The organism is Streptomyces sp. NBC_01214 (assembly GCF_026340975.1).
Lineage (GTDB): Bacteria > Actinomycetota > Actinomycetes > Streptomycetales > Streptomycetaceae > Streptomyces.
On sequence record NZ_JAPEOS010000001.1, the window covers coordinates 4,269,376 to 4,289,347 of the forward strand.

Annotated in this window: 21 protein-coding genes; 12 read left to right on the forward strand and 9 right to left on the reverse strand. The window is 71.9% G+C overall.

From position 1 onward, the window contains the following. The first annotated feature begins 122 nt into the window (after window positions 1–122). Together OG594_RS20105 and OG594_RS20110 are read left to right on the forward strand one after the other, a co-directional pair. Entirely contained in the window at window positions 123–1,295 is a 1,173-nt protein-coding gene (locus OG594_RS20105; RefSeq protein ID WP_266600831.1) for a sensor histidine kinase, read from the forward strand. Continuing rightward, window positions 1,270–1,932, forward strand: coding sequence for a response regulator transcription factor (locus OG594_RS20110; RefSeq protein ID WP_266600833.1), 663 nt, complete (start codon window positions 1,270–1,272; stop codon window positions 1,930–1,932). The genes OG594_RS20105 and OG594_RS20110 overlap by 26 nt, the downstream gene beginning before the upstream one ends. Window positions 1,933–2,200: 268 nt before the next feature. Here OG594_RS20110 and OG594_RS20115 read toward each other — a convergent pair whose 3' ends face one another. Further along, window positions 2,201–2,740, reverse strand: coding sequence for a hypothetical protein (locus OG594_RS20115; RefSeq protein WP_266600834.1), 540 nt, complete (start codon window positions 2,738–2,740; stop codon window positions 2,201–2,203). Window positions 2,741–3,268: 528 nt separating this feature from the next. Here OG594_RS20115 and OG594_RS20120 point away from each other — a divergent pair. The 3 genes from OG594_RS20120 to OG594_RS20130 all read left to right on the forward strand — a co-directional run bounded on the left by OG594_RS20120 (window position 3,269) and on the right by OG594_RS20130 (window position 6,749). After that, the gene (locus OG594_RS20120) at window positions 3,269–4,489 is read left to right on the forward strand and encodes a serine hydrolase (RefSeq protein WP_266600836.1); all 1,221 of its coding nucleotides are present in this window, start codon (window positions 3,269–3,271) and stop codon (window positions 4,487–4,489) included. Window positions 4,490–4,645: 156 nt separating this feature from the next. Next, on the forward strand, window positions 4,646–5,632 hold the full coding sequence (locus OG594_RS20125; RefSeq protein ID WP_266600842.1) for an LLM class flavin-dependent oxidoreductase: 987 nt from the start codon (window positions 4,646–4,648) through the stop codon (window positions 5,630–5,632). Window positions 5,633–5,915: 283 nt separating this feature from the next. Further along, window positions 5,916–6,749: a polysaccharide deacetylase family protein gene (locus tag OG594_RS20130; protein ID WP_266600844.1), complete on the forward strand. Its 834-nt coding sequence runs from the start codon at window positions 5,916–5,918 to the stop codon at window positions 6,747–6,749. A gap of 23 nt (window positions 6,750–6,772) precedes the next feature. Here the strand turns inward: OG594_RS20130 and OG594_RS20135 are convergent, their stop codons facing one another. Both OG594_RS20135 and OG594_RS20140 read right to left on the reverse strand, forming a co-directional pair. Next, window positions 6,773–7,957, reverse strand: a complete 1,185-nt coding sequence (locus OG594_RS20135) for an FAD-dependent monooxygenase (RefSeq protein WP_266600847.1) — start codon at window positions 7,955–7,957, stop codon at window positions 6,773–6,775. A 160-nt stretch (window positions 7,958–8,117) separates the two neighbouring features. Then, complete coding sequence (locus OG594_RS20140; RefSeq protein ID WP_266600849.1) at window positions 8,118–8,621, reverse strand: hypothetical protein; 504 nt, start codon at window positions 8,619–8,621, stop codon at window positions 8,118–8,120. Window positions 8,622–8,873: 252 nt separating this feature from the next. Between OG594_RS20140 and OG594_RS20145 the strand changes: the two genes are divergently transcribed. After that, the gene (locus OG594_RS20145) at window positions 8,874–9,371 is read left to right on the forward strand and encodes a hypothetical protein (protein WP_266600851.1); all 498 of its coding nucleotides are present in this window, start codon (window positions 8,874–8,876) and stop codon (window positions 9,369–9,371) included. Further along, window positions 9,368–9,727 (forward strand): hypothetical protein, encoded by a 360-nt coding sequence (locus OG594_RS20150; protein ID WP_266600853.1) that lies wholly within the window; start codon window positions 9,368–9,370, stop codon window positions 9,725–9,727. Before OG594_RS20145 ends, OG594_RS20150 begins: the two co-directional genes overlap by 4 nt. 60 nt (window positions 9,728–9,787) lie before the next feature. On the opposite strand, the gene OG594_RS20155 is transcribed toward OG594_RS20150, so the two are convergent. Beyond that, window positions 9,788–10,693 carry an EamA family transporter gene (locus tag OG594_RS20155; protein ID WP_266603059.1) on the reverse strand — a complete coding sequence of 302 codons (906 nt, stop codon included), beginning with the start codon at window positions 10,691–10,693 and terminating at the stop codon, window positions 9,788–9,790. Between the two features lie 31 nt (window positions 10,694–10,724). Here OG594_RS20155 and OG594_RS20160 point away from each other — a divergent pair, with 31 nt between their 5' ends. Both OG594_RS20160 and OG594_RS20165 read left to right on the forward strand, forming a co-directional pair. Then, window positions 10,725–11,249, forward strand: a complete 525-nt coding sequence (locus tag OG594_RS20160; RefSeq protein ID WP_266600855.1) for a MarR family winged helix-turn-helix transcriptional regulator — start codon at window positions 10,725–10,727, stop codon at window positions 11,247–11,249. A 109-nt stretch (window positions 11,250–11,358) separates the two neighbouring features. Continuing rightward, window positions 11,359–12,153 carry a rhomboid-like protein gene (locus OG594_RS20165; RefSeq protein WP_266600857.1) on the forward strand — a complete coding sequence of 265 codons (795 nt, stop codon included), beginning with the start codon at window positions 11,359–11,361 and terminating at the stop codon, window positions 12,151–12,153. Between the two features lie 57 nt (window positions 12,154–12,210). On the opposite strand, the gene OG594_RS20170 is transcribed toward OG594_RS20165, so the two are convergent. Further along, a complete protein-coding gene (locus OG594_RS20170; protein WP_266600859.1) occupies window positions 12,211–12,780 on the reverse strand; it encodes a YrhB domain-containing protein in 570 nt (189 codons plus the stop codon). Window positions 12,781–12,942: 162 nt separating this feature from the next. On the opposite strand from OG594_RS20170, the gene OG594_RS20175 reads away from it, so the two are divergent. Further along, window positions 12,943–13,131, forward strand: coding sequence for a hypothetical protein (locus OG594_RS20175; protein ID WP_266600861.1), 189 nt, complete (start codon window positions 12,943–12,945; stop codon window positions 13,129–13,131). Between the two features lie 72 nt (window positions 13,132–13,203). After that, on the forward strand, window positions 13,204–14,862 hold the full coding sequence (locus tag OG594_RS20180; protein ID WP_266600863.1) for a hypothetical protein: 1,659 nt from the start codon (window positions 13,204–13,206) through the stop codon (window positions 14,860–14,862). Window positions 14,863–15,126: 264 nt separating this feature from the next. On the opposite strand, the gene OG594_RS20185 is transcribed toward OG594_RS20180, so the two are convergent. Beyond that, entirely contained in the window at window positions 15,127–15,690 is a 564-nt protein-coding gene (locus OG594_RS20185; protein WP_323185308.1) for a ribosome-inactivating family protein, read from the reverse strand. 446 nt (window positions 15,691–16,136) lie between these two features. On the opposite strand from OG594_RS20185, the gene OG594_RS20190 reads away from it, so the two are divergent. Beyond that, window positions 16,137–16,580 carry a hypothetical protein gene (locus tag OG594_RS20190; RefSeq protein ID WP_266600865.1) on the forward strand — a complete coding sequence of 148 codons (444 nt, stop codon included), beginning with the start codon at window positions 16,137–16,139 and terminating at the stop codon, window positions 16,578–16,580. Here the strand turns inward: OG594_RS20190 and OG594_RS20195 are convergent. From OG594_RS20195 to OG594_RS20205, 3 genes are all read right to left on the reverse strand, one after another. After that, window positions 16,568–17,140, reverse strand: coding sequence for a DUF4291 domain-containing protein (locus OG594_RS20195; protein ID WP_266600867.1), 573 nt, complete (start codon window positions 17,138–17,140; stop codon window positions 16,568–16,570). The two genes, OG594_RS20190 and OG594_RS20195, sit on opposite strands and share 13 nt — an antisense overlap. Window positions 17,141–17,254: 114 nt before the next feature. Beyond that, window positions 17,255–17,680 (reverse strand): hypothetical protein, encoded by a 426-nt coding sequence (locus OG594_RS20200; RefSeq protein ID WP_266600869.1) that lies wholly within the window; start codon window positions 17,678–17,680, stop codon window positions 17,255–17,257. A gap of 136 nt (window positions 17,681–17,816) precedes the next feature. Further along, window positions 17,817–19,739, reverse strand: a complete 1,923-nt coding sequence (locus OG594_RS20205) for a copper resistance protein CopC (RefSeq protein ID WP_266600871.1) — start codon at window positions 19,737–19,739, stop codon at window positions 17,817–17,819. Between the last annotated feature and the right edge of the window lie 233 nt (window positions 19,740–19,972).

The following is a 19,972-nucleotide window of genomic DNA, read 5'->3' on the forward strand; positions in this document are numbered from 1 at the left end:
TTCGTCGCCACGGCGCTCCGCGGCATCGGCCCGCGGGCCGCGGATCCGTCGGTCCCGGGGCGGAGTGACGACCCGTCCTTTCGGCCGATGCGCGGCACGCCGCGGTCCCTAAGCTGAGAACCGTGCTCCGAGACGACCTGCGAACCCTGTGGACCGAACCCCGGCCGCCCGCCGCGCCCGCCCGGGTGCGGCGGGACTGGGCGCTGCTCGCCGCGGGCCTCGCCGGTGTGGCGCTGGAGGCCACCCTGCGCGAGAACGTCGTGTGGCGGCCGGTGGCGGTGGTGTTCGCCGTATGGCTGTGCTTCCTGCCCCTGTGGCGCCGGACCCGCCCACTGGCGATGGTCACGCTGGCGTTCGGCTCGGTGATCCTGCTTCAGGCGGCCTCGCTCGTCGCCGCACCGCGCGAGCCCGTCGGCCTGTACAGCGGCGCGGTCGTGCTCGTACTGGTGTACGCGCTGCCCCGGTGGGGATCGGGGCGCGAGGTCGTGCTGGGCGGCGCGGTGATCCTCGCGGCCGGCGTGCTGTGTTCCGTCACGGACGAGACCCCGGTCGTCGAGAACGTCGTGGGCGTCGTCTTCCTGCTGCTGCCCGGCGTGGTCGGGGCTGCCGTGCGGTTCCGTGTGACCGCTCGCGAGCGGCAGTTGGAGCAGGTGCGCTCCGGCGAGCGCGAGCAGCTCGCCCGGGAACTGCACGACACGGTGGCCCACCACGTGTCGGCCATGGTGATCATCGCCCAGGCGGGCCGGGTGCTCGCGGGCACCGACCCGTCCGCCGCCGTCGAGGCGCTGGAGGGGGTCGAGGAGGAAGGGGCGCGGACGCTGGAGGAAATGCGCGCCATGGTCGCCGCGCTGCGCGACCGCGGGGTCGGCGCCGAGCTGGCGCCGCCTGCCGGAGTCGCGGATCTGGAGCGCCTGGTGCGCACCCCGGGTGGTCGCCTCAGGGTCGACCTGGGGCTCGACGGCGAACTGGACGCGCTGCCCCCGGCCGTGGACGCGGCCGTCTACCGGATCGTGCAGGAGTCGGTGACCAACGTGCTGCGCCATGCGGTCGACGCGACCGAGCTCGTCGTTCGGGTCGCCGCGGAACGGCACGCGGTACGGGTGAGCGTGCGCGACAACGGCCGGCGCACCGGCCGGGGTCGCGACGGATACGGACTTACCGGATTGCGCGAGCGCGCGACGCTGCTCGGCGGCACACTACGAGCCGGCCCGGGTACCGACCGGGGCTGGCATGTCGACGCCGAACTGCCGAGAGCGAGGAGCGAGAGCGGTGTCCATTCGCGTCCTCGTCGCTGACGACCAGACGATCATCCGCACCGGGTTGCGGATCATGTTGAACGCCCAGCCCGGCATCGAGGTGGTCGGCGAGGCCGCCGACGGGCGGGAAGCGGTACGTCTGGCCCGCGAACTACGCCCCGACGTCTGCCTGTTCGACATCCGCATGCCCGTACTCGACGGGCTCGAGGCCACCCGGCTGATCGCCGGCCCGGGCGTCGCCGACCCGCTGGCCGTGGTCGTCATCACCACGTTCGACCTCGACGAGTACGTCTACGGCTCACTGCGTGCCGGCGCCCGCGGATTCCTCCTCAAGGACACGGGACCGGACCTTCTGGCGCAGGCGGTACGGTCGGCGTCCGACGGTGAGGCGCTCATCGCGCCCAGCGTCACCGTCCGTCTGCTCCAGGCATTCGCGGACCTGCCCGCCGGCCGGCCCGTGGCCCAGCCGGTCTCCCCCGTCACCGCCCGCGAGGAGCAGGTGCTCCTCGCCGTCGCTCGCGGGCTGACCAACACCGAGATCGCCGACGCGCTGCACATCAGCCTCAGCACGGTGAAGACGCATCTGGCCAGCCTGATGGCCAAACTCGGCGCCCGCAACCGGGTCGAGATCGCGATGTGGGCCTACGAAACGCGCCGTATCCTCCCCGGAACCTGAGCCGGGTGCCGGGCCGTGTCCCATGAGTCCCCGCCCGGACATCAGTGCACCGGTCGGCTCACGTCGGCTCCACGTGCCTCACCCGCCCCGGAGCGTGACGTACCAGGAGGCCGGAACCGGGACGGTGAGACACCCGATACGACAAGACTCCCGATACGGCAAGACTCCCGACAGCTACCTCGCCAGTCTCGTCTCCACCTGCACGCCTCGATGATCTGGATCAAAGACCTCACCAGGACCATCCGATGATCACGACTCGATGCGCTCGCTAGTAGCAGTCCATGCGTGAACCGTCGGCTGTCGCCTCGGTGGACCACGTGTACCAGGTCCTGGCGTCCACCCCGAGCAGTTCCGCCGGGTGCGGTTGCGTCCCGTGGAACTCGCGGAGCGTCTCGGGCGAGGTGAAGGAGAGGGTGAGGCTCGGCCGGTCGGCGGATTCGAAGCAGAAGAGGACGAACCGGCCGTCGGACCCCATGTCCAGGTCGTCCACCGGACGCCATCCCGCCGCCGATGCCTCCCGGCCGTAGTACTCCAGCACTTCGTTCCTGGTCCCGCCGTACGCGTAGAACCGCTCCGCGGTGAGCCAGGCGCCCGCGGTGTCGTCGACGCAATGCGCCCCGGTCCACGGAGCGCCGTCCACGGAGGCGGCCCCCTTCGGATGCAGCTCCAGCGCGGGCAGCCGGTCGAGCTCGGCCACGGCCGCACCCGTTCCCTCGCACGTCTCGAAGTGGGGAAGGAAGGAACACCCGCTCAGGCCGGTTCCCACGAGCAGGGCCGCCAAGAACGCCCGTACGGCAAGCATGTTCATGGCGAGATTATGACCGTGCCCGGAAGCCGTCCTTCCGGCGGGCTCGGCCCGCGCCGGGACCACCCCTGCGGGGGCGGGAACAGCTGTCGTGCGCACCTCGCACCGAACGGGCTTCACCCGTCCGTTCCACCGGCCGCGGGCAGGACCTGCCGGGCCGCGCTCCACCACGCGCCGTCGTCGCCGCGGGCCACCGACTGCCGGTCTTCGGGGCAACGAGGGTCAAGAAGCGGCAGCACGGGCAGGCGTAAGGCCCGCCTCCCGGTGGGCGGGCTTCGCGCAATTTGCTTGGTGTCATGCTGCGAAGAGCGTGCCAGCCCGCTTCGTGGTCACGACCGGAAACCGAACCCGGGGCGTTCGGCGCGGAAACCCGGGTACGGCATTCCACCCGAGTCCGATGGTGACTTACGCAGCCAACCGGGGGGTCGCGGCGCGCGCCTCGGACGCGGCGGGCCGCTCGGGCTGCTACTGCTGGGCCGGGCCGGGTGCCGCCCGCCCCGGCCGTCCCCGCGCAGACCAGGAGCCACGTACATGCCGACCCGTGCCCGCGCCCGCGCCCGTGCCCGCGCCCGCCGAAGCCGTCTCCGCACCGGGCTGTCCGCCGCCGTGCTGACCGCTGCCGCACTCGGAGGGCTCCTACAGCCCGCGCAGGCTGCCGGTGACCCGCAACCGGGCGACGGCCGCCAGCGTCACGACAAGGGCCTCCAGCGGCAACTCGACCGGCTGGTCGCCCAGGAGGACGGCCCTCCCGGGGCGATCGCCGTGCTCACCCGGGGCGACCGCGCGGAGGTGTACACGGCCGGTGTCGGCGACATCGAGACCGGCCGCGCACCGCACCCCGACGACCACATGCGCATCGCCAGCATCGCCAAGGCGTTCAGCGGGGCCGTCGCCCTCCGGCTCGTCGACCAGGGCCGGCTCTCCCTCGACGACACCATCGGCGAGCTCCTGCCCGACCAGCCCGAGGCCTGGCACGCGGTGACGCTGCGCCAGCTCCTCCAGCACACGAGCGGCCTGCCGGACTATTCGGCCGACCCCGGGTTCCTGGAGATCCTCACCGCCGACCCGCGCCACGTGTTCGACCCGCGCACCCTCCTCGACTTCGTGGCCGACGAGCCGCTGCGCTTCGTCCCCGGCTCCCTGTACGAGTACTCCAACTCGGACAACATCGCCGTCGCGCTGATGGCCGAGGCCGTCACCCACCGCAGCTACGAGGACCTCCTCAAGGAGCTCGTGTACCGCCCGCTGGGGCTGCGCCGCACCAGCCTGCCCCTGGGCTACCGGCTCCCGCGTCCGTACCTGCACGGCTACGACGTCCAGCCGCCCGCCGAACCGGAGGACATCAGCGAGGCCGTGGGCGCCTCCGGCGTCTGGGCCTCCGGCGGGATCGTCTCCACCCCGAGGGAACTGGGCACCTTCATCCGTGCCTACGGCGGTCCCGCCCTGCTGTCGCCGCAGACCCGCAAGGAGCAACTGACCTTCCGTCCCGGCGACTCCTCGGAGCCGGCCGGACCCGGCACCAACGCCGCCGGGCTGGCGATCTTCCAGTACACCACCCGCTGCGGAGTGCTCTACGGCCACACCGGGAACTTCCCCGGGTACACCCAGCTCGCCGCCACCACGCCCGACGGCACCCGGTCGCTGACCTTCTCGATCAACACCCAGACCAGCAAGGGCAACAAGCCCGCGCTGCTGGCCCGACTGCGCACCGTGCAGGAGAACTTCGTCTGCGCCCTGCTCAAGGGGCACTGAGCCGCAGTATCGACTTGGTTTGCGGTAACTCCTGTTGCGGCGACTTCTGTTGCGGTGACTCCGGCTGCGGTGACTTCGGTCGTGGCGGCGTGGCGGCGTGGCTCGAAAACGATCACGCTCGCCCGCGCCGCCACCCGCGCTCCCTATGCTGACGCCATGCTCGACATACCCCTTTCAGCGCTGGAAGTCGCGATGGTGCAGACGGGCACCCGAGCCGCGGACACCTTGCGGGACACCACGGCCTTCGCCCGCGGAGTGGAGGACCTTGGCTACCACCGCATCTGGTACGCGGAGCATCACCACTCTCCCGCGATCGGCGCGTTCCCACCGGTCGTACTGACGGCGCACGCCGCCGCGTCGACCTCGACCATTCGTCTCGGTTCGGGCGGGGTACTGGCCCCCAACCACGCCCCCATCACGCTGGCGGAGCAGTTCGGCACGCTGGCCGCCCTGCACGAGGACCGCATCGACCTGGGCATCGGCCGCGGTCCCGGCACGTTCGACGACGCCACCGCGCGGGCGCTGCGCCGCGGTGCCGACCCGGCGACGGATGCCGAGTACCGGTCCGACGTGGCCGCGATCCTTTCGTTCCTGGTGGACGAGGTGGCGCTGGGTCCGCTGCCGGAGCCGTGGCTGTTGGTCTCCAGTACCGCGGGGGCCGCGCTCGCCGCGGAACTCGGCCTGCCGGTCGCCGTCGCGCACCACATCCGGCCGGACAACACCCTTGCGGCTCTGGAGCGTTACCGGTCCGCGTTCGCCCCGTCCCGCTGGTGCGAGCGGCCCCGGGTGCTGCTGTGCGTGGAGACGGTGTGCGCGGAGACGGAGGAGGAAGCGGTCCGGCGTGCGGGGCCGATGAACGTCGTCAAGGCCGGGCTCCTGAAGGGGGAGAGCCAGATGCCCTTCCCCACTCCCGCGCAGGCGGCCACCCACCCCTTCACGGAGCAGGAGCGGCAGGCGCTGGCGGGCTTCCGCGCCCAGCAGGCCGTCGGCACGCCCGAGACCGTCGTGCCGCGGCTCGCGCACCTGGCCGCCGAGACCGGGGCGGACGAGCTGATGCTGGCCACGCCCGTCTACGACCTCGCTGACCGCATCGCCTCGTACGCGCTCGTCAGGAAGTACTGCGGAGCCGCGACGGTGCCGTAGGCGGCCGGGGGCGGCCGCTGCGGGGCGCCGCGCTGCGGGACCGGGAGGAGGTCCCCGCGGCCCTGCAGCGGCGGCGGGCCGTGAAACTGCTCACACGCGGTGCGGCAGTGCGGAAGCCGCCACAGCCGTTGGCGCTGCGAGGTCGTCGGCCCCTCGCCGGGGGATCGGTGTGCGCTAAACCACACAAAACGGGCCATTTGGTCGAGGAGGGGCTCCGAACGGATGACCTAGCCTGGACCGACCAGCGAGATCCGGGGGCTGAGGGCAAAGGAAGAGCACGTCCATGCGCATCACCACCAGTTCCGCACGTCGTCGACGGGCGGGGTACGTCGCTGCGGCCGCCCTCGTCGGCCTCCTGGCGGCAGCCGGCACCCCGGCGTACGCCGCCACCGACGGCTCGGTGGTCCGTACGCCGGACGCGCCCCCTTCCGGCCACTCCGCGCCGGCCGGAACCGCGGGCAAGGCCCAGGGCACCGCCCCCGGCGCCGCCCAGGGCGCCTCCGGGGTCCCGCTGGGGATCTCCCGGCTGGCGCAGGGTGCGGGCCGCCAGGTCGCGATCACCATCGACGACGGTCCGGACCCCCGCTGGACGCCCCAGGTCCTGGAGACGCTGCGGAAGAACCACGTCAAGGCCACTTTCTGCATGATCGGCACCAAGGCGCAGAAGTATCCGGAGCTGGTGCGTGCGGTCGCCGCCGACGGTCACCAGCTGTGCGACCACTCCGTCGATCACGACGTCACGATGGACCACAAGCCCGTCGCCTACCAGCGGCAGCAGATCCTCGACGGCAAGGCCATGATCGAGAAGGCCGTTCCGGGAGTCCCGGTCACCTACTACCGTGCGCCGGGCGGAGCCTTCACCCCGGACAGCCGCGCGATCGCCGCCGCGAGCGGGATGCGGCCGCTGGGCTGGAGCGTCGATCCCAAGGACTGGAGCAGGCCGGGCCTGAAGGCCATCCTCTCCGCCGTGGAGGGCAAGCTCCCCCAGCAGCCGACGGTCCTCTTCCACGACGGGGGCGGCGACCGCAGCGAGACCGTCGCAGCGCTGAAGGAGTACCTGCCCTGGCTCACCGAGCAGGGCTACGGCTTCTCCTTCCCGGCCCGCACCGCCCCTTAAGGCCGTCCCGGCCCGCCCCAGCGCTACGCGGGGAGGCGGAACCCGTTGAAGAGGTCGTCCATGCCGCGCAGGGCCAGCCGGGCCGGGGTGGCGCGGAACGCGAGATCGCGGACGGCCACCACGACCGGATTGCGCAGGACGCCCAGGCGGCCGACGCGGCGGGCACGAAGCCGCACGGCATCGGTGCGGGCGCGGCGTGCGGCGGTGTACGCGGCGAGGGCGGCCACGACGGCACCGTCCCCGCCGGCACCGCGCTCCCCGGCGGGCAACAGATGGGCGAGGACCACCGCGTCCTCGATGGCCTGGCAGCCGCCCTGGCCGAGGTTGGGGGCCATGGCGTGGGCCGCGTCGCCGAGCCAGGCGATCCGGCCGTGGTGCAGGTACGGCAGCGGGGCGGCCAGATCGTAGAGGTCGTTCCGCAGGACGTCGGCGGCGCCCTGGCGCCCGACGCGTTCCAGCAGGGCCGGAATGGGGTCGTGCCACGAGCCGAAGCGCTGCCGCAGTTCGGTGCGCGGGTCGGCGAAGCGGGTGTCCGGCGGGACGACCGCGGTGGCGTAGAGGTAGTAGCGGCCGTCCACGAGCGGGGTCACCCCGAACCGCTCCCCCCGCCCCCACGTCTCGCTCATCGCCGGTATCCGCAGGTCCGGGGCGTCCACGATGGTCCGCCAGGCCGTCTCACCGATGTAGTGCAGTCCGGGGTGCGCGGGGAAGTGCGCGCGGCGCAGCGGACTGTGGATGCCGTCGGCGGCGACGACCAGATCGGCCGGAAGGTCCGGGCCCGCCGCCGTACGGACCGCCGGACGGCCCTCGGCACCGTCGACGCCGGTCACCTCGGTGCCGTATCGCAGGGCCGATGGCGGCAGCGCGGCGGCGAGGGTGGCGGTGAGGGCCCGGCGCGGGACGGCGAGGGGCGCCATGCCGTAGCGGGCCGCCATGTCCGCGGTGCCGGTCCGGGTGAGCCACCGGCCGTCGGGGCGGCGCACGCCCATCGCCGCGGGTACGGCACCGCCGATCGCGCGGGACACGTCGACGCCGACGGCGTCGAGCGCGCGCAGGGCGTTGGGGGCGAGGCCGATGCCGGCCCCGGTGACGGGGGGTTCGGGGGCGCGTTCGCAGACGGTGACGTGCCAGCCCCGGCGGTGCAGTGCGACGGCGGCCGTGAGGCCGCCGATTCCGGCTCCGACCACCACCGCGTGACGGTTCGTCATGGCCAACCTCTCCGCTCGGGACCCCCACTCTAGATCGGTGGGAGCGCCGACCGGGCCCGAGTGTCAGCGCCCCCCGCGGGCTACGGCGGTGGCTCGGTGAGGGTCCAGGGGGTCGCTGCGACGATCGCCCCCCGGTGCGCGGGAACTGCCCCGATCGAGCTCAGCCCTTGGCGTCGGCCTCTACCTCGGCGAAGAACGCGTCGGCCACGGCGCGGGCGCGCTCGACGTCGCTGAGCGGTTCGCCGATGATGCGCCCGGCCAGCTCGGTGGCCAGCCCGAGGACGTGCTCGCGGAGCTCTGCCTCGGCGATCACGCGGTCGGCCTCCAGTTGCACGGTGGCCGCGGCGACCATTTCCTCGCGCACCCTTTGCCCCTCCGAGCGAACGGCGGCGAGCAGGGCGATGCCCTCCTCGTGCGCGGCCTGGCGGATCTGCGAGGCCTCGTGACGGGCGGCGCTCAACTCCGCCTGGTACTCCGTCCGAACGCGCTGCGCCTCCCGCTGGACCGTTTCGGCCCGCTCGAGCCTGCCCGTGGTGGCCTCTTCGCGCTCGGCGAGGGTCTTGTTGATCCTCGGAAGGAGGACCTTGGCCAGAGCGGCGAAGACCACGGAGAAGGTGATGAGGCAGACTATGAGTTCAATGAGATTCGGTTTCAGGGGTCCCATGATCGAATTGTAGCGGCGCGCTATTGGTCCTGCTTCGCATTGCGGTGACCCCGTGGCCCGAAATCACCTTTTGGGCAGCCGATATGAATGGACGTCGGAGGTCGGACGTCAGAGGTCGGACGTTGGGCGTCGGACGTTGGGTGTCGGCCATCGCGGCGCCGAGCCCGCCGGACGTCCGGTGGAGAGTGAACGCAACCCTCCCTGCGCGCGTGCGGTCCTCCTCCGGGAGTAGCCGTCAAGGAAGGGAAGCCCATGAACGCCACCTACCCGCGCACGACTCCCTCGGTACGAGGGGAACGGTCGGCACGGCGCAGTCGCCGTGGCCGGCACGGGGCGGCGTCAGCCGTCATCGCCCTCTCCTTCGTCGCTCTGCTCGGCTGCGATGCCGCCGAAGGCGGACCGGGCGGCAAACCTTCGGCTGCCTACCTGGAGACGCCCCGCGCGCTGCCGGGGAAGGAACCCAGTGGAACCACGAAGGAATTTCACAGGTTCTTACTGGGGAATGAAGCCACCAAAGACCTCACGACCATCTTCTTCGATGTGTTCGTGCACGGCTATGACTCCGCAATGGACGTACGGATCGTCACCGGGCTCGACCACGAGCTTCATGACACGGGCTCCGCGGACAAGGAGAAAGCGGAGCGGCTGGCTACGGCATTCATCGCCTGGCGCACCGAACGGTTCAAGGATCACGGCAGCGTCAAAATCTACAACCCCGCAATCGAAACGATGGTCAAGGCCACTTGGTGAACGCGCACCCAGCGCGCCGCGGTGAAGGAGACGAAGGCCATGAGCGGCACCCACCGAGCGCCTCCCGTGGTATCGGCGTCGGCACGGGCGCCGTCCTTCTGGCCCTGGGCAGTCTGGTGACCGGCTATCTCCTGCTGCTCGCCTACGCGGCGGAGCCGGCCGGACCCTGGGACAGCGAGACCGTCGCCCACTCCAACATCGCAGCAGGCCTGGCACTGGCCCTGGCCCTCGTGACGGCCCTGCTCACGTGGGTGTGCGCGAAGGCCGAGTGGTTGCACAGGTGGTGGACCGCCCTGCCGGTACTACTGGCCCTGGCTGCCGTGCTGCGCCTGACCCTGCTCGTGCCCGAACTCTGACGCCGCGAAGGAGGGGGCGGCGTGGCGCGCAGCGGCGGTCCCGGGCCCGCCGGCGCGCGATCAGCGGGGTGACCGCTTCCGGGCGACCCGGGTCGCCCGGTCGGGGCGGGTTGCGCGTCGGCTCTGGCCCGGGGGCCGGCCCAGAGCGACTCCGCCCAGTACGAGTGCCAGTCCGCACAGCTGCCGGCCCGTCAGCACCTCCCCGGCGACCGCCGTCCCGAGCAGTACACCGGTGACCGGGTTGAGCAGCCCTATCAGACCGACCGTCCCGGCGGGCAGGCGGCGCAGGCCGGCGAACCAGGCCGTGAAGGCCAGCGCGGTGGCGACCAGGCCGACGTAGCAGAACGCGAGGAGGGACGACGGGGACACCGGTGGCGGGGCGCCCTCCACGGCTACGGCCACCGGCAGCAGGAGCAGGCCTCCAGCGGTGAGCTGCCAAGCGGTTGAGGCGAGCACTCCGCCTCCGGCGGCGCTGGTGTTCCACCGCTTGGCCAGGACGTGGCCGACGGATGACACCAGTACCGCGGCGGCCGAGGCCAGGACGCCCGGCACGCTGATCGCGCCCGCACTCCCGAGCAGCATGAGGCACACCCCTCCCAGCCCGATCACGGCGCCCGCCAGGTGGGCGATGCTGGGCCGCTCGGCGACCAGGGGCCAGGCGGCGAGCATCATGGTCAAGGGGGAGACCGCCATGACGGTCGAGGCCACGCTCGTCGGTAGCAGCTGGGAGGCGGTGAAGACGAGGAAGAAGAACACGCCCACGTTGAGCAGCCCGAGCACGGCGGACCGCCCCCACCACGCACCGTGCGGCCGTTGGCGGGACCACGCCAGCAGGACCAGGCCGGCCGGCAGCGCTCGCAGGGCGGCTCCGTACAGCGGGTGGTCCGCCGGTAGGAATTCGTGGGTGACGAAGTAATTGGCCCCCCAGGCCACCGGCGCCACGGCCGTCAGCGCCACCCCGCGCATATTCGCTTCCATGGAAGGTAATATAGCTTCCATGGAAGCAAACGTGTCGACCGTAGAGCACGGCCCACCCGCGGACCGGGTGGCCCGGATCCAGGCCGACTGGCGCCGCGAACGGCCTGACCTCGATGTCGGCCCACAGGGCGTGATCGGCCGATTGCACCGCCTCGCCGACCGGCTCGGCGCAGAACTCGACCTCGTCTACGACCGCTACGGCCTCAGCGAAGGGGAGTTCGACGTCCTGTGCGCCCTGCGCCGGGCGGGTGAGCCCTTTGAGCGGGCGCCGGGCGAGCTCGCCGCGCACACCATGGTCACCACCGGTGCGATGACGAAGCGGATCGACCGCCTGGAACGGTCCGGGCTCGTCACCCGGCGGCGCTCCGACGACGATCAGCGCGGCCGGATCGTCGCCCTCACCTCGGCCGGGCGCGACCTCGTGGACCGGGCGTTCACCGACCACATGCGCAACGAACGCCGCCTACTGGACCTCGTGACGCCGCAGGAGGCGGCGGTGCTCGAAACACTGCTCACCACCTGGCTGTCCCGCCTGGAGGACTGACGTGGGGGAGGGCTTCCCGGAGGCGAGGGCCGGTGATGCGACTCCGGTCGCGATGGCTGCCGGCACCCGCCGGCCCCCACCTCCCACTCGACCTGGAGAATGCCGCGGTATGAACTCTCAGCCACCGTCGGGTCCTCTGGGCGGACTGCTCCGCGCCGTGCGGGGGTACCCGCGCCGCGCGCCGCTGACCCTCGCCTACGTCTGCCTGCTCCTGGTCAGTCACGCCTGGGTCGGGTACGGCCTGTCCGCCGATCGGGCGGCCACCGTGTTGGGCTACCTCAGCACCAACCTGGACAACCTGCGGGACCATCCGTTGCCCGCACTGTTCGGCAGCGCGCTGTTCTTCGACGGTACGCTCACGGACGTCACTTCGACCGACTTCGTGGGCACCTTGATCACCTTGGGTCTGGGGGTCTGCTGCTGCCTGGCCTGGGTGGAGCACCGGTGGGGGAAGGTGCGGGCCGCAGCCGTCTTCCTGGGCGGGCACGTCGCGGCCACGCTGCTCACCGCAGTCGTCATCACCGTTGGGCTGCGGCACGGTTGGTATCCGACGGCCGTCCGGCAGGCCTTGGACTACGGGGTCAGCTACGGAGCCCAGACCGTGCTGGCGATCGGCACGCTCGCCCTGCCGCGCCGGGGCCGCCTCCCATGGGCCGCCTTCGTTCTCGCATGGCCCCTCGGTGGTGCCGAATGGACCGGTCCGCTGCCGGACTTCACCACCATCGGCCATCTCGTAGCGGCGGCCCTCGGCTTCGGACTGTTGGGCGTCCCGGCTTTCAGGCGGCAACGCGTCCGCGCTACCGGGTCGTCCCGCGCTGCGAGCGGCTTCGGGTTGCAGCCGGGCTCCGTTGCGGAATCGGCGCCGTCACCGGCGGCCGGCACGGAGCCGCCTCCATCGGTCTGAGCCCCAGCGGCGGCGGCGGTCGAAGCGGCCGTCGTCCGCAGCGCGGCGCTGCGGCGGTCAAGGCGCTCGACGGTGCTCGGCTCCGCGCAGGGTGATGACGGACGAAGCCGGGTCGGTGGGCGGCACCAACTCTCCGGTGGCGATGTCCACGAGGTGCGCCGGAGCATCGCCCTCATGCAAGGCGATCGCGTACTCGACGATCTGGTCGTGGGTGAGGACCGGCACCCTTCGGCGCAGGACGACCATGGCGTGAACCCTCCCGCGCGTGTTCGCCGCCGCCCGGACCTCATCGTGCAGATCGTCCACGGCGGTCCGTGTGACCTGCCCCCGGATACGGGCCCGGTAGTCGGCCTCCCACGCGTCGGTCATTGCGGACACGACACCGATCTGGTGCAGGCTCCCGTCGATGCGGTCAACGAGGTACGGCCCGTTCCCGCCCGGCCTGAAGTCCGGATTCCCGGTGCGCAGGCACTCCTCGGTCGTCCAGGAGACGATCCACGCCAGCTCGTGCCGCTCCACGTGCGACACGGCCATGCGCATCGGGTCCAGCCCGACCGACAGCTCCCGCCGGTGGCTGCGTTCCAGTTCTTCCTCAACCATCCGGACCGCTTCGTCTCGACCTCTCACCCGGGCAGCATCCCGTACGCACGCGGACGGCGGCCACCGGGTTTCCTACCGGCTCCGCTGCCGAACCACCCGACCCGCGAAGAGGTCCCGACCTTCTCCCTGCGCGACCACGAATGAGGCCCTCCCCGGACGGTTCATCAGGCGGGCTGCGACACTTCGGTGATGAGCACAAGGCGCCGCCCCCTCGGGCACGGACCGGTTCCCCTCCGCGAGGACCAGGAGCAGCGCGCCGTACGCGGCCGCACGGCTGCCGAGCGGGCCATCGAGGACCCGACTCCGGCCGCCCCGCCCGAGGAGGAGCCCTCGACGGCCCGGCGAGCACTGGGGTTCGGGCTCGGCACCCACACCTGAGCCGGATCGCCCCCCCTCACCCACTGCTCTGGTGTGGGGCCGGCCCCCTCCGCACCCCTCCGGAGCCCGCAAATGCCCTTGCCCGTTCGCTCCGGAGTGGGGAAGCTGGACCTGGTGATCTTCCCCCTCACCGTTGATCGGATTCTCGCCGATCGTCCCCGCGCCGAGTTCGGTCGGTCCGTCCTCACCGTTCCGGCTCCCGCCGGCACACCCGTGGTCATCGGCGGCCACGGTCCGACCGACAGGGAAGACGGGTACCCGATCGGTGTCTACGCCGCGCCCGTCAGGGGAGCCGAAGCCCTCGACCCCGCAGATGACGTCCGGGCCCAGCAGTGGCTCCGAACGCGCTGGCCCCTGCGGGCGGCGGCCTTCCACCCCACCCTGCCGCTGCTGGTCCTCGGCACCGGCTCGTACGACGGCGGCTACTTCTTCGAGGGCGAGCTCGTCCTCCTCGACCTCGCGTCGGGGGAGCGAAAGCACCTCTTCGCGGACGACTGCTGCCGAGAAGTCCGTTCCCTGGAGTGGACTGACGCCCACACCCTGCGACTGCTCCTCGCCCCGTACGACGATTGGCAGGACCCGGCCGCCCGGTCCGAAGGCCACCGCGTGGACCTCACCCGACCCGACTGGCGGGCCGTCCCCGCCCGTTCCCTGGGGCACGAGGACCTGCGCGGCCCCCGCGTCCCGGCCCCCCTGCCCGACCCCGTCGCAGCGCCCGGTCATCCGGACGGGCCGCCACCCGGCGAGATCCGCTCCCTGACCGTCCTGCCGGACGGGGACGTCCTGCTCACCGGTGACCACGCCCTGCTGGAGCGCTGGTCACCGGGAGGCGACCGCCGGTGGTCGGTGCCCGCCGATCCCGACCTGGGCGGCGGCCGGCTCGCGGTCGCCGACGCCGACGGGTCCTGCGCCTGGGTGGAGGCCAGCGCCCCTTCGCTCAGGCAGGGCGGGGCGTTCCTCCGGATCGCCCTGACCGACGGCTCCGCACTCGAACGGCACACCGTCCCCGGGGCGGCCGCACTCGTCGCGACCGCCGAAGGCCCCCTGCTCGTGCCGATGCCCGCGGACTACGGGGAACGGGCCTGGAGCCGGTTCCGGCACGGCCCCCGCGCGGTCTTCCGGTACCTGCCGCGACCCCCCTGCGCCTGCGACTGCCCCTGGGACGACGACGAGGACTGCCCGTGCGGCTGCGACTGCCCCGTGTGCGAACCCGTGGACGAGGAGCCGTGGTTGGCCGTGGTCGACCCCGACCGCACCACCGACCCGACACGCCTCGTACGGCCCGACGTCGAACGGATCCGACGCCTCTTCCCCTGGTCCTGGGAGCCCGGCGAGACCCACTCCGGCGGCCCCGGCGTGTGGACCGGGGAGAGCGACCTGGTGATGGCCACCGTCCGGTACGACGGGCACGTGGGCGAGCCGAAGCAAGGGTTCGTGACCCGTCGTTCGATCGGCGAGGACTCCTCGGGCACCCCCCGGTGGGTGTTCCGCGTCGACCACACGGCGACCGCGCTCGACATCGATCCCGCCACCGACACGGTCCTCGTGGCCCTGAGGGGCGGCGAAATGATCGCCCTGGACGCGAAGACCGGCACGCTCCGCGCCCGGGGCCACGTCCACGTGCGCGGCGTCCCCGTCATCCCCACCGCCCTGACCGTCGCCGGCCCCGGACGCCTCCTCCTGGGCACCGCCGGCGGCCGCGTCCTGGCCTGCCACCTGACACCGGGCTGACGGGTCAGTGGTCCAGGGGGGCTCAGTACGGCGCGGCGGTGCGTACGTTCTCGGCCGGGGTGCCGGTCCCGCACCGGCGTAGCGGGCGGGACCCGGGTCCGCCGCATCCCGGGGGAGCCGGGAGAGCCGGGGGGACCGCCGATCGACGGTCCCCCCGGCACCCCAGACCCGCTCCTGCCGCGCTGCGACCCGCAGCTCCCGCCCCTGCGCGCCGGAACGTGCTGGTGCACGGGCGGTGTGTGAAGGTCGGACGACCGGTGCGGACTACAGTCGTCCCCCGGTCATCCAGATGCGTGACATCGCATCGGCCAGGGCGGGGTACCGCGCGGCCTCGCAGAGCATTTCCGAGAGCACGAGCAAGCCGTGGGCGGTGCTCCGCGGATCGCGGTTCTGGTGCAGCCGGACGACCGCGTCACCGAGGGGCCGGCGCCCGAGAAGGATCCCCGAACGCCGGACCGCAGCGGCCTTCTCCAGGTCGGCACGGCCCCCGCCGAACGGCAGGGCCTCCGTTCGGCGCAGGCCCGGCGGCGCGGAGGCGTCCCGCACGTGGCGGACGTACGCTTCCGGCGGGGCCTGACCGTTCTCGAAGATGTTCCGGAATCCAGCAATCCGGAGGCTCGTATTGCGTGGGCGGAGCTCGATGTAGAGCTCGATGAACAGACCACGCAGTTGGACGTGGAGGGGAAGGAAGGGCATTTCGCCCTCCTTGCGCGCGGCTCCGCCGAAGAATCCCTGCGCATCTTGCGCCTTCGACCGGATGGTCGACGTCAGGGATCGGTATTCGTCGGCAGAGGCGAGCGCGGGGGAAAACAGCATCGGTATCAGCATGGCCGGCCTATCGGGAGAGAGTTCCTGAACTCGGGCTTCCCATGGCCGATCTGACCGCAATCGCTTGAATCCTGCTGCATTCACGCATGCACATCACCGCCTTCGCCATATTCCGACGACGGGTTCATCACCCCGTCGGTGCCGGGTTCGGTTCGATGCGGTCCTTTGTAGTCGTCCGGACGACAGTCAAGAGAGATATTGGCCTCTGATGCTAAGAAATCAGCACGTGATCCCGGAAGCCCGGACCGTTGGACGCATGCCCCAACAGGGCGTACTGGAAGCCGGGTTGATGGAAGCGCCGGCGGCCCCGTGTCCCCGACCAGCCTTTTCCTCGCAGCCCGGCGGTCCCAGCCTGTAGGATCAACCACCGCAAGGCTCCACTGACTTATGCACGTGGATACGGCTCAGACCAGCGCGTTTGAGACGAACGAAGACAAGGGGGCACGGTGTTGGTGCCGTTGATGGGCGCACTGCTGCTCCTCGGTGTGGCCGCCGCGGGAGCGGGCATCGTGATCACCGTCCTGCTGCTGAAGAACCCACCCCTGGCCCTGGCCAAACTCTGTGCGGTTCTCGCTCTGACTTTCTCTTCTTCGGCCGTCGCCGTGTACTGCTACGGCTGGTACTCCGTCACGTTGGGCGGCCCGTTCCCGGAGTTGTGCGAGGACCGGAACGCCTCCGGTGCCGAATGGGCAGGCACGCATCAGGAGTACTGGCCCCTGCGCAACGCCTGCAGCTACTCCGACGGCTCAACGGTGGAGTACGTCGGAATGTCCATCAACGTGCTCGTCTGCGTGCTGGCGAGCCTTGCCGTCGTCCTGACCGGTGCCGCCGCATTCCTGCGCCGGCGCGCCCCGCAACCCCCTGAAAGGAACGCCGTTCACCTCGTGTGATCGGGGGAAAGGCGTTCTTCCATGCTCCGGCTCATCGGGTAGACGCGCTCTGCGGGCAGAAAGCGCTGAGCCTGCGCGGCGCGTCCGTTTCGGACGAGCGTTGCGGCCTTGCGGACCTGTGGGGTGAGGTCCGTGATGCCGACGACCCAGTCCTCGGCGAACGTGCGGATCAGCTGGCGACCGATACCGACCTGGATGCTGTAGTGGTTCAGAGCCGCTCCACGCGCCGAGCGCTCGGGGTCCCACTGAAGGTGTACGGCGGCCCCGGCCACAGCCTTCGGGTCCGCGGTCGTATGTACCGCCTCTGACAGAGCCCGTTCCCAGCCTTCCCGCGTCATTCGCACGGCGAGGACGCGCTCCTGCCCCGGCTTGCGCGCCCAGTTGCTGCGATGCATCAGCCACAGGAAGGAGGGCTTGATCCACGTCATCCGCTGGAACGAGAACGGCGTGACGAAGCGCCCCGCCCGTAGCGCGGCGTCGGCGATCGCGGACGGGTACGCCTGGTAGACCACGATGGTACGGGCGTCGTAGTCCGCGCGGATCTGATGCTGCGGCGTCATGCACCGCACCTTGTCATCCACCGCGCCGTCGTCGCCAACGGTTTCCCACCGCTCCGGGACCCGTTCCGAGCCGGCGTGCGGGCGGCCGGGCCCCGTCGGTGACCCGCCGGCCGGCTACGGGCCGCTCGGGGGCGGAGCAGCGCCGGAGGCACCCCGCTCCTCGACCGTTCCGCCCAGCGTGGCCCGCAGGGACTCCATGTACTCCTTGGACTTCGCCGAGAGCGCCCAGCGGTCGCCGACCAGGTAGACCCCGCCGTACATCTTCGCGTGGTCCAGCCAGGCGCGCTGTCCGTCGGAGGTGTCGAAGTCCACGAACACGTGGTCCGCCTCGGCGGTCTTGCACGTGGCTTGGCGGTAGTCGGCGGCCCGCACCGTGATCTCAGCCGTACAGCCGACCGCGGACGCCAGTTGCTGCACGGTCTTGGACGGGGCGGTCGTGACGCGCGGGGTTGCGCCGCCCGCCCCGGGCTCCCCGCTGCCTTCGCCGCAACCGGCGGTCAACAGCGCACAGGCGGTGGCCAGGACGGGCGTGACGAACACGCGACGTAGCCGCGATGCGGGCTCGAGGGTAGGAGCCGGCCGGGGCGGTTGGTCCATCGGGTTCCCTCTCGTGGCCGGTGCAGGGGTGATGGGGCGCAGGTTCGTCGGCTGCACGCCGTCACCACCTGCGGGGCGGCTACGTGATGCGCACGGTCCCGTGCACGGTGACCTGGTCGATTTCGGTGGTGCGCACCGTGATGTCGAGGGTCCACTCGCCGGGCATGGGCACCCGCAGGTCGTAGGTGGCCCAGTACCCCTTCTGGTTCGTGAGCTTGGCGTCGAGCGGGCCGATTCCCAGCTCGCGCTGGGTGAGCGTGAGGCGGAGTTCGGGAACGGTGGCAAGGCCGCCGTCCGCGCTGAACACCACGGCTTCGACCGTGTTCTCGCCGACGCGACCGGGAGCCAGGGTGATCTGGACCTGGCCGCGGTGGTTGGCCGTCCCCATGTCGAACGGGACGGTGACCACTTTCGCCTGCGGTTCCTGCCCGACGGCGACCGATGCGGACTCGGCCGTCGCTGCGCGGCTGGGCTGGGTGCCGGTCAGCAAGGTGGTGATCGCCAGGACCACCACGCCGAGCACGGCTTCGGCCGCGACGGTGCGGCGCAGGCCGCGCCGGTGCCGTTCGCTCTCCTCGACGGTCGAAGGCCCCGCCGAGCCGTCGCCCGACTGTCCTTCGACGGGGGCATCGGGAGCGCTGCTCCCGGCTGTCGCCTCCGGGGGACCGGACGCGCCGACCAACTGTGCCACGCGCACCTCTTCGGTCACGGGCGTCGTCTGGCCCTCCTCGGCGGGTACGGGTTCACGGAGGAGGCGGGCGGTCCACCGGCGGGAGTACGACGCCACGTACAGGACGAGGACCACCGCGGCGACCTTCACGACGAGGGTCTTGCCGTACGAGGTGGTGGCCAGCGCCTCCCATGAACCGACCTGCCGCCAGGACTGGTACACCCCGGTCCCGACCAGAACGGCGATCGCGCGGAAGGCCAGCGTCGAGAAGAGGCCCACCGCGGGCGCGGGGAGCGGGCGGCTGCCGGGCCCCCGGTCCCGTAGGGCGATCACCAGCGTGATCAGGCCGCCCAACCACACGCCCATGGCCACCAGATGGAGCGCGGCGACCGGCATGGCGAGTGGTACCTGGGGCCCGGCGGAGGCGTGTTCGGCAGTGGCCCAGGTGAAGGCCAGCCCCAGGGCGAGCACCCCCCCGGCCAGGCGGACCCGTACGCCGAAGTCCGGCGGCTGCGATCCGTCGTCGTCGCGGGCGGGTCGCACGGCCGGGTGCCACCGCATCACCGCAGCGGCCGCGAGCAGCAGCACGAGCCGGGCGGTCAGCGCCACTCCGGGCTTCGCCGTGGAGGTCCGGCCCAGTTGGGTCAGGTCGAACGCCGAGGTCAGCGGGCCCGCCGTCTCGTAGGGGCCGCGCAGCAGGAGCAGGGCCACGGTGGCCACGGCCAGGGTCGCCCACCCGCCGGCGAGCAGCCGCCGTACCGGGCGGAGCGCGGCTGCCGCCGGCCAGCACACGAGGATGAACGCGGCCGCTCCCACGAGGAGGGCGAGGCCGCTGTAGGCGACGTAGCGGAAGAAGCCGTAGAGGCGACCGACTGCCGTGTCGTCCGGTGAGCCGGTGGCCACCGTGACGGCGGTCCCGGAGGGCTTGCCGATGGAGAAGGTGAACGCGCCGGAGATCGGGTGGCCGTCGGCGGAGATGACCCGCCAGGCCACCGTGTAGGTGCCCTCGGGCAGTTTGTCGGCCAGCTCGACCCGGGCCGTGTTCCCCTTGCCGTCGGCATGCTGCGCCGGGCGGGGGTTCACGCGCTCGTTCGCCGGTGACAGGACCCTGAGTGCGGCGTCGGGGAAGCTGACCGACTCGGTGAACGTGAGCGTGACCTGGCGGGGCGGCGTCTCGAGGACGCTTCCGTCGGCGGGATCGGAACCGCTGAGGGCGGTGTGCGCGAGGGCGGGTGCGGCCCCGCCGAACAGCAGGGCGAGGACGGAGGCGACCAGTACCAGGACGGTCAGCGGCTTCCTGGCAGGAGGTGATCCTGGTGATCTTGTGTGCATGACGGGCGGTCTCCGGTGTGGCGGTCGTGAGCGGGGGGCCATCGCCACCCGGGACTCGATCGTGCGGAGGGGCGGTCGTACGGTGCGGCTCACGGAGGTGACACGGCGGACTCCGAAGGGGCTCGAACGGACGACGAGATGCGGACGATAGTGCTGGTGGACGGTGCACCGGGCCGGGTGCGCAACTTCGGCTAAAGCCGGGAACCGGAGGTTCGGTTCGGGCGTTCTCCCCT

What these genes read in the sequence shown, in the direction of transcription:
- OG594_RS20115 (WP_266600834.1), bottom strand. Translation starts at nt 2,740, where the DNA reads ATGAACATGCTTGCCGTACGGGCGTTCTTGGCGGCCCTGCTCGTGGGA.
- OG594_RS20120 (WP_266600836.1), top strand. Translation starts at nt 3,269, where the DNA reads ATGCCGACCCGTGCCCGCGCCCGCGCCCGTGCCCGCGCCCGCCGAAGC.
- OG594_RS20125 (WP_266600842.1), top strand. Translation starts at nt 4,646, where the DNA reads ATGCTCGACATACCCCTTTCAGCGCTGGAAGTCGCGATGGTGCAGACG.
- OG594_RS20130 (WP_266600844.1), top strand. Translation starts at nt 5,916, where the DNA reads ATGCGCATCACCACCAGTTCCGCACGTCGTCGACGGGCGGGGTACGTC.
- OG594_RS20135 (WP_266600847.1), bottom strand. Translation starts at nt 7,957, where the DNA reads ATGACGAACCGTCACGCGGTGGTGGTCGGAGCCGGAATCGGCGGCCTC.
- OG594_RS20140 (WP_266600849.1), bottom strand. Translation starts at nt 8,621, where the DNA reads ATGGGACCCCTGAAACCGAATCTCATTGAACTCATAGTCTGCCTCATC.
- OG594_RS20145 (WP_266600851.1), top strand. Translation starts at nt 8,874, where the DNA reads ATGAACGCCACCTACCCGCGCACGACTCCCTCGGTACGAGGGGAACGG.
- OG594_RS20155 (WP_266603059.1), bottom strand. Translation starts at nt 10,693, where the DNA reads ATGCGCGGGGTGGCGCTGACGGCCGTGGCGCCGGTGGCCTGGGGGGCC.
- OG594_RS20160 (WP_266600855.1), top strand. Translation starts at nt 10,725, where the DNA reads ATGGAAGCAAACGTGTCGACCGTAGAGCACGGCCCACCCGCGGACCGG.
- OG594_RS20165 (WP_266600857.1), top strand. Translation starts at nt 11,359, where the DNA reads ATGAACTCTCAGCCACCGTCGGGTCCTCTGGGCGGACTGCTCCGCGCC.
- OG594_RS20175 (WP_266600861.1), top strand. Translation starts at nt 12,943, where the DNA reads ATGAGCACAAGGCGCCGCCCCCTCGGGCACGGACCGGTTCCCCTCCGC.
- OG594_RS20180 (WP_266600863.1), top strand. Translation starts at nt 13,204, where the DNA reads ATGCCCTTGCCCGTTCGCTCCGGAGTGGGGAAGCTGGACCTGGTGATC.
- OG594_RS20185 (WP_323185308.1), bottom strand. Translation starts at nt 15,690, where the DNA reads ATGCTGATACCGATGCTGTTTTCCCCCGCGCTCGCCTCTGCCGACGAA.
- OG594_RS20195 (WP_266600867.1), bottom strand. Translation starts at nt 17,140, where the DNA reads ATGACGCCGCAGCATCAGATCCGCGCGGACTACGACGCCCGTACCATC.
- OG594_RS20205 (WP_266600871.1), bottom strand. Translation starts at nt 19,739, where the DNA reads ATGCACACAAGATCACCAGGATCACCTCCTGCCAGGAAGCCGCTGACC.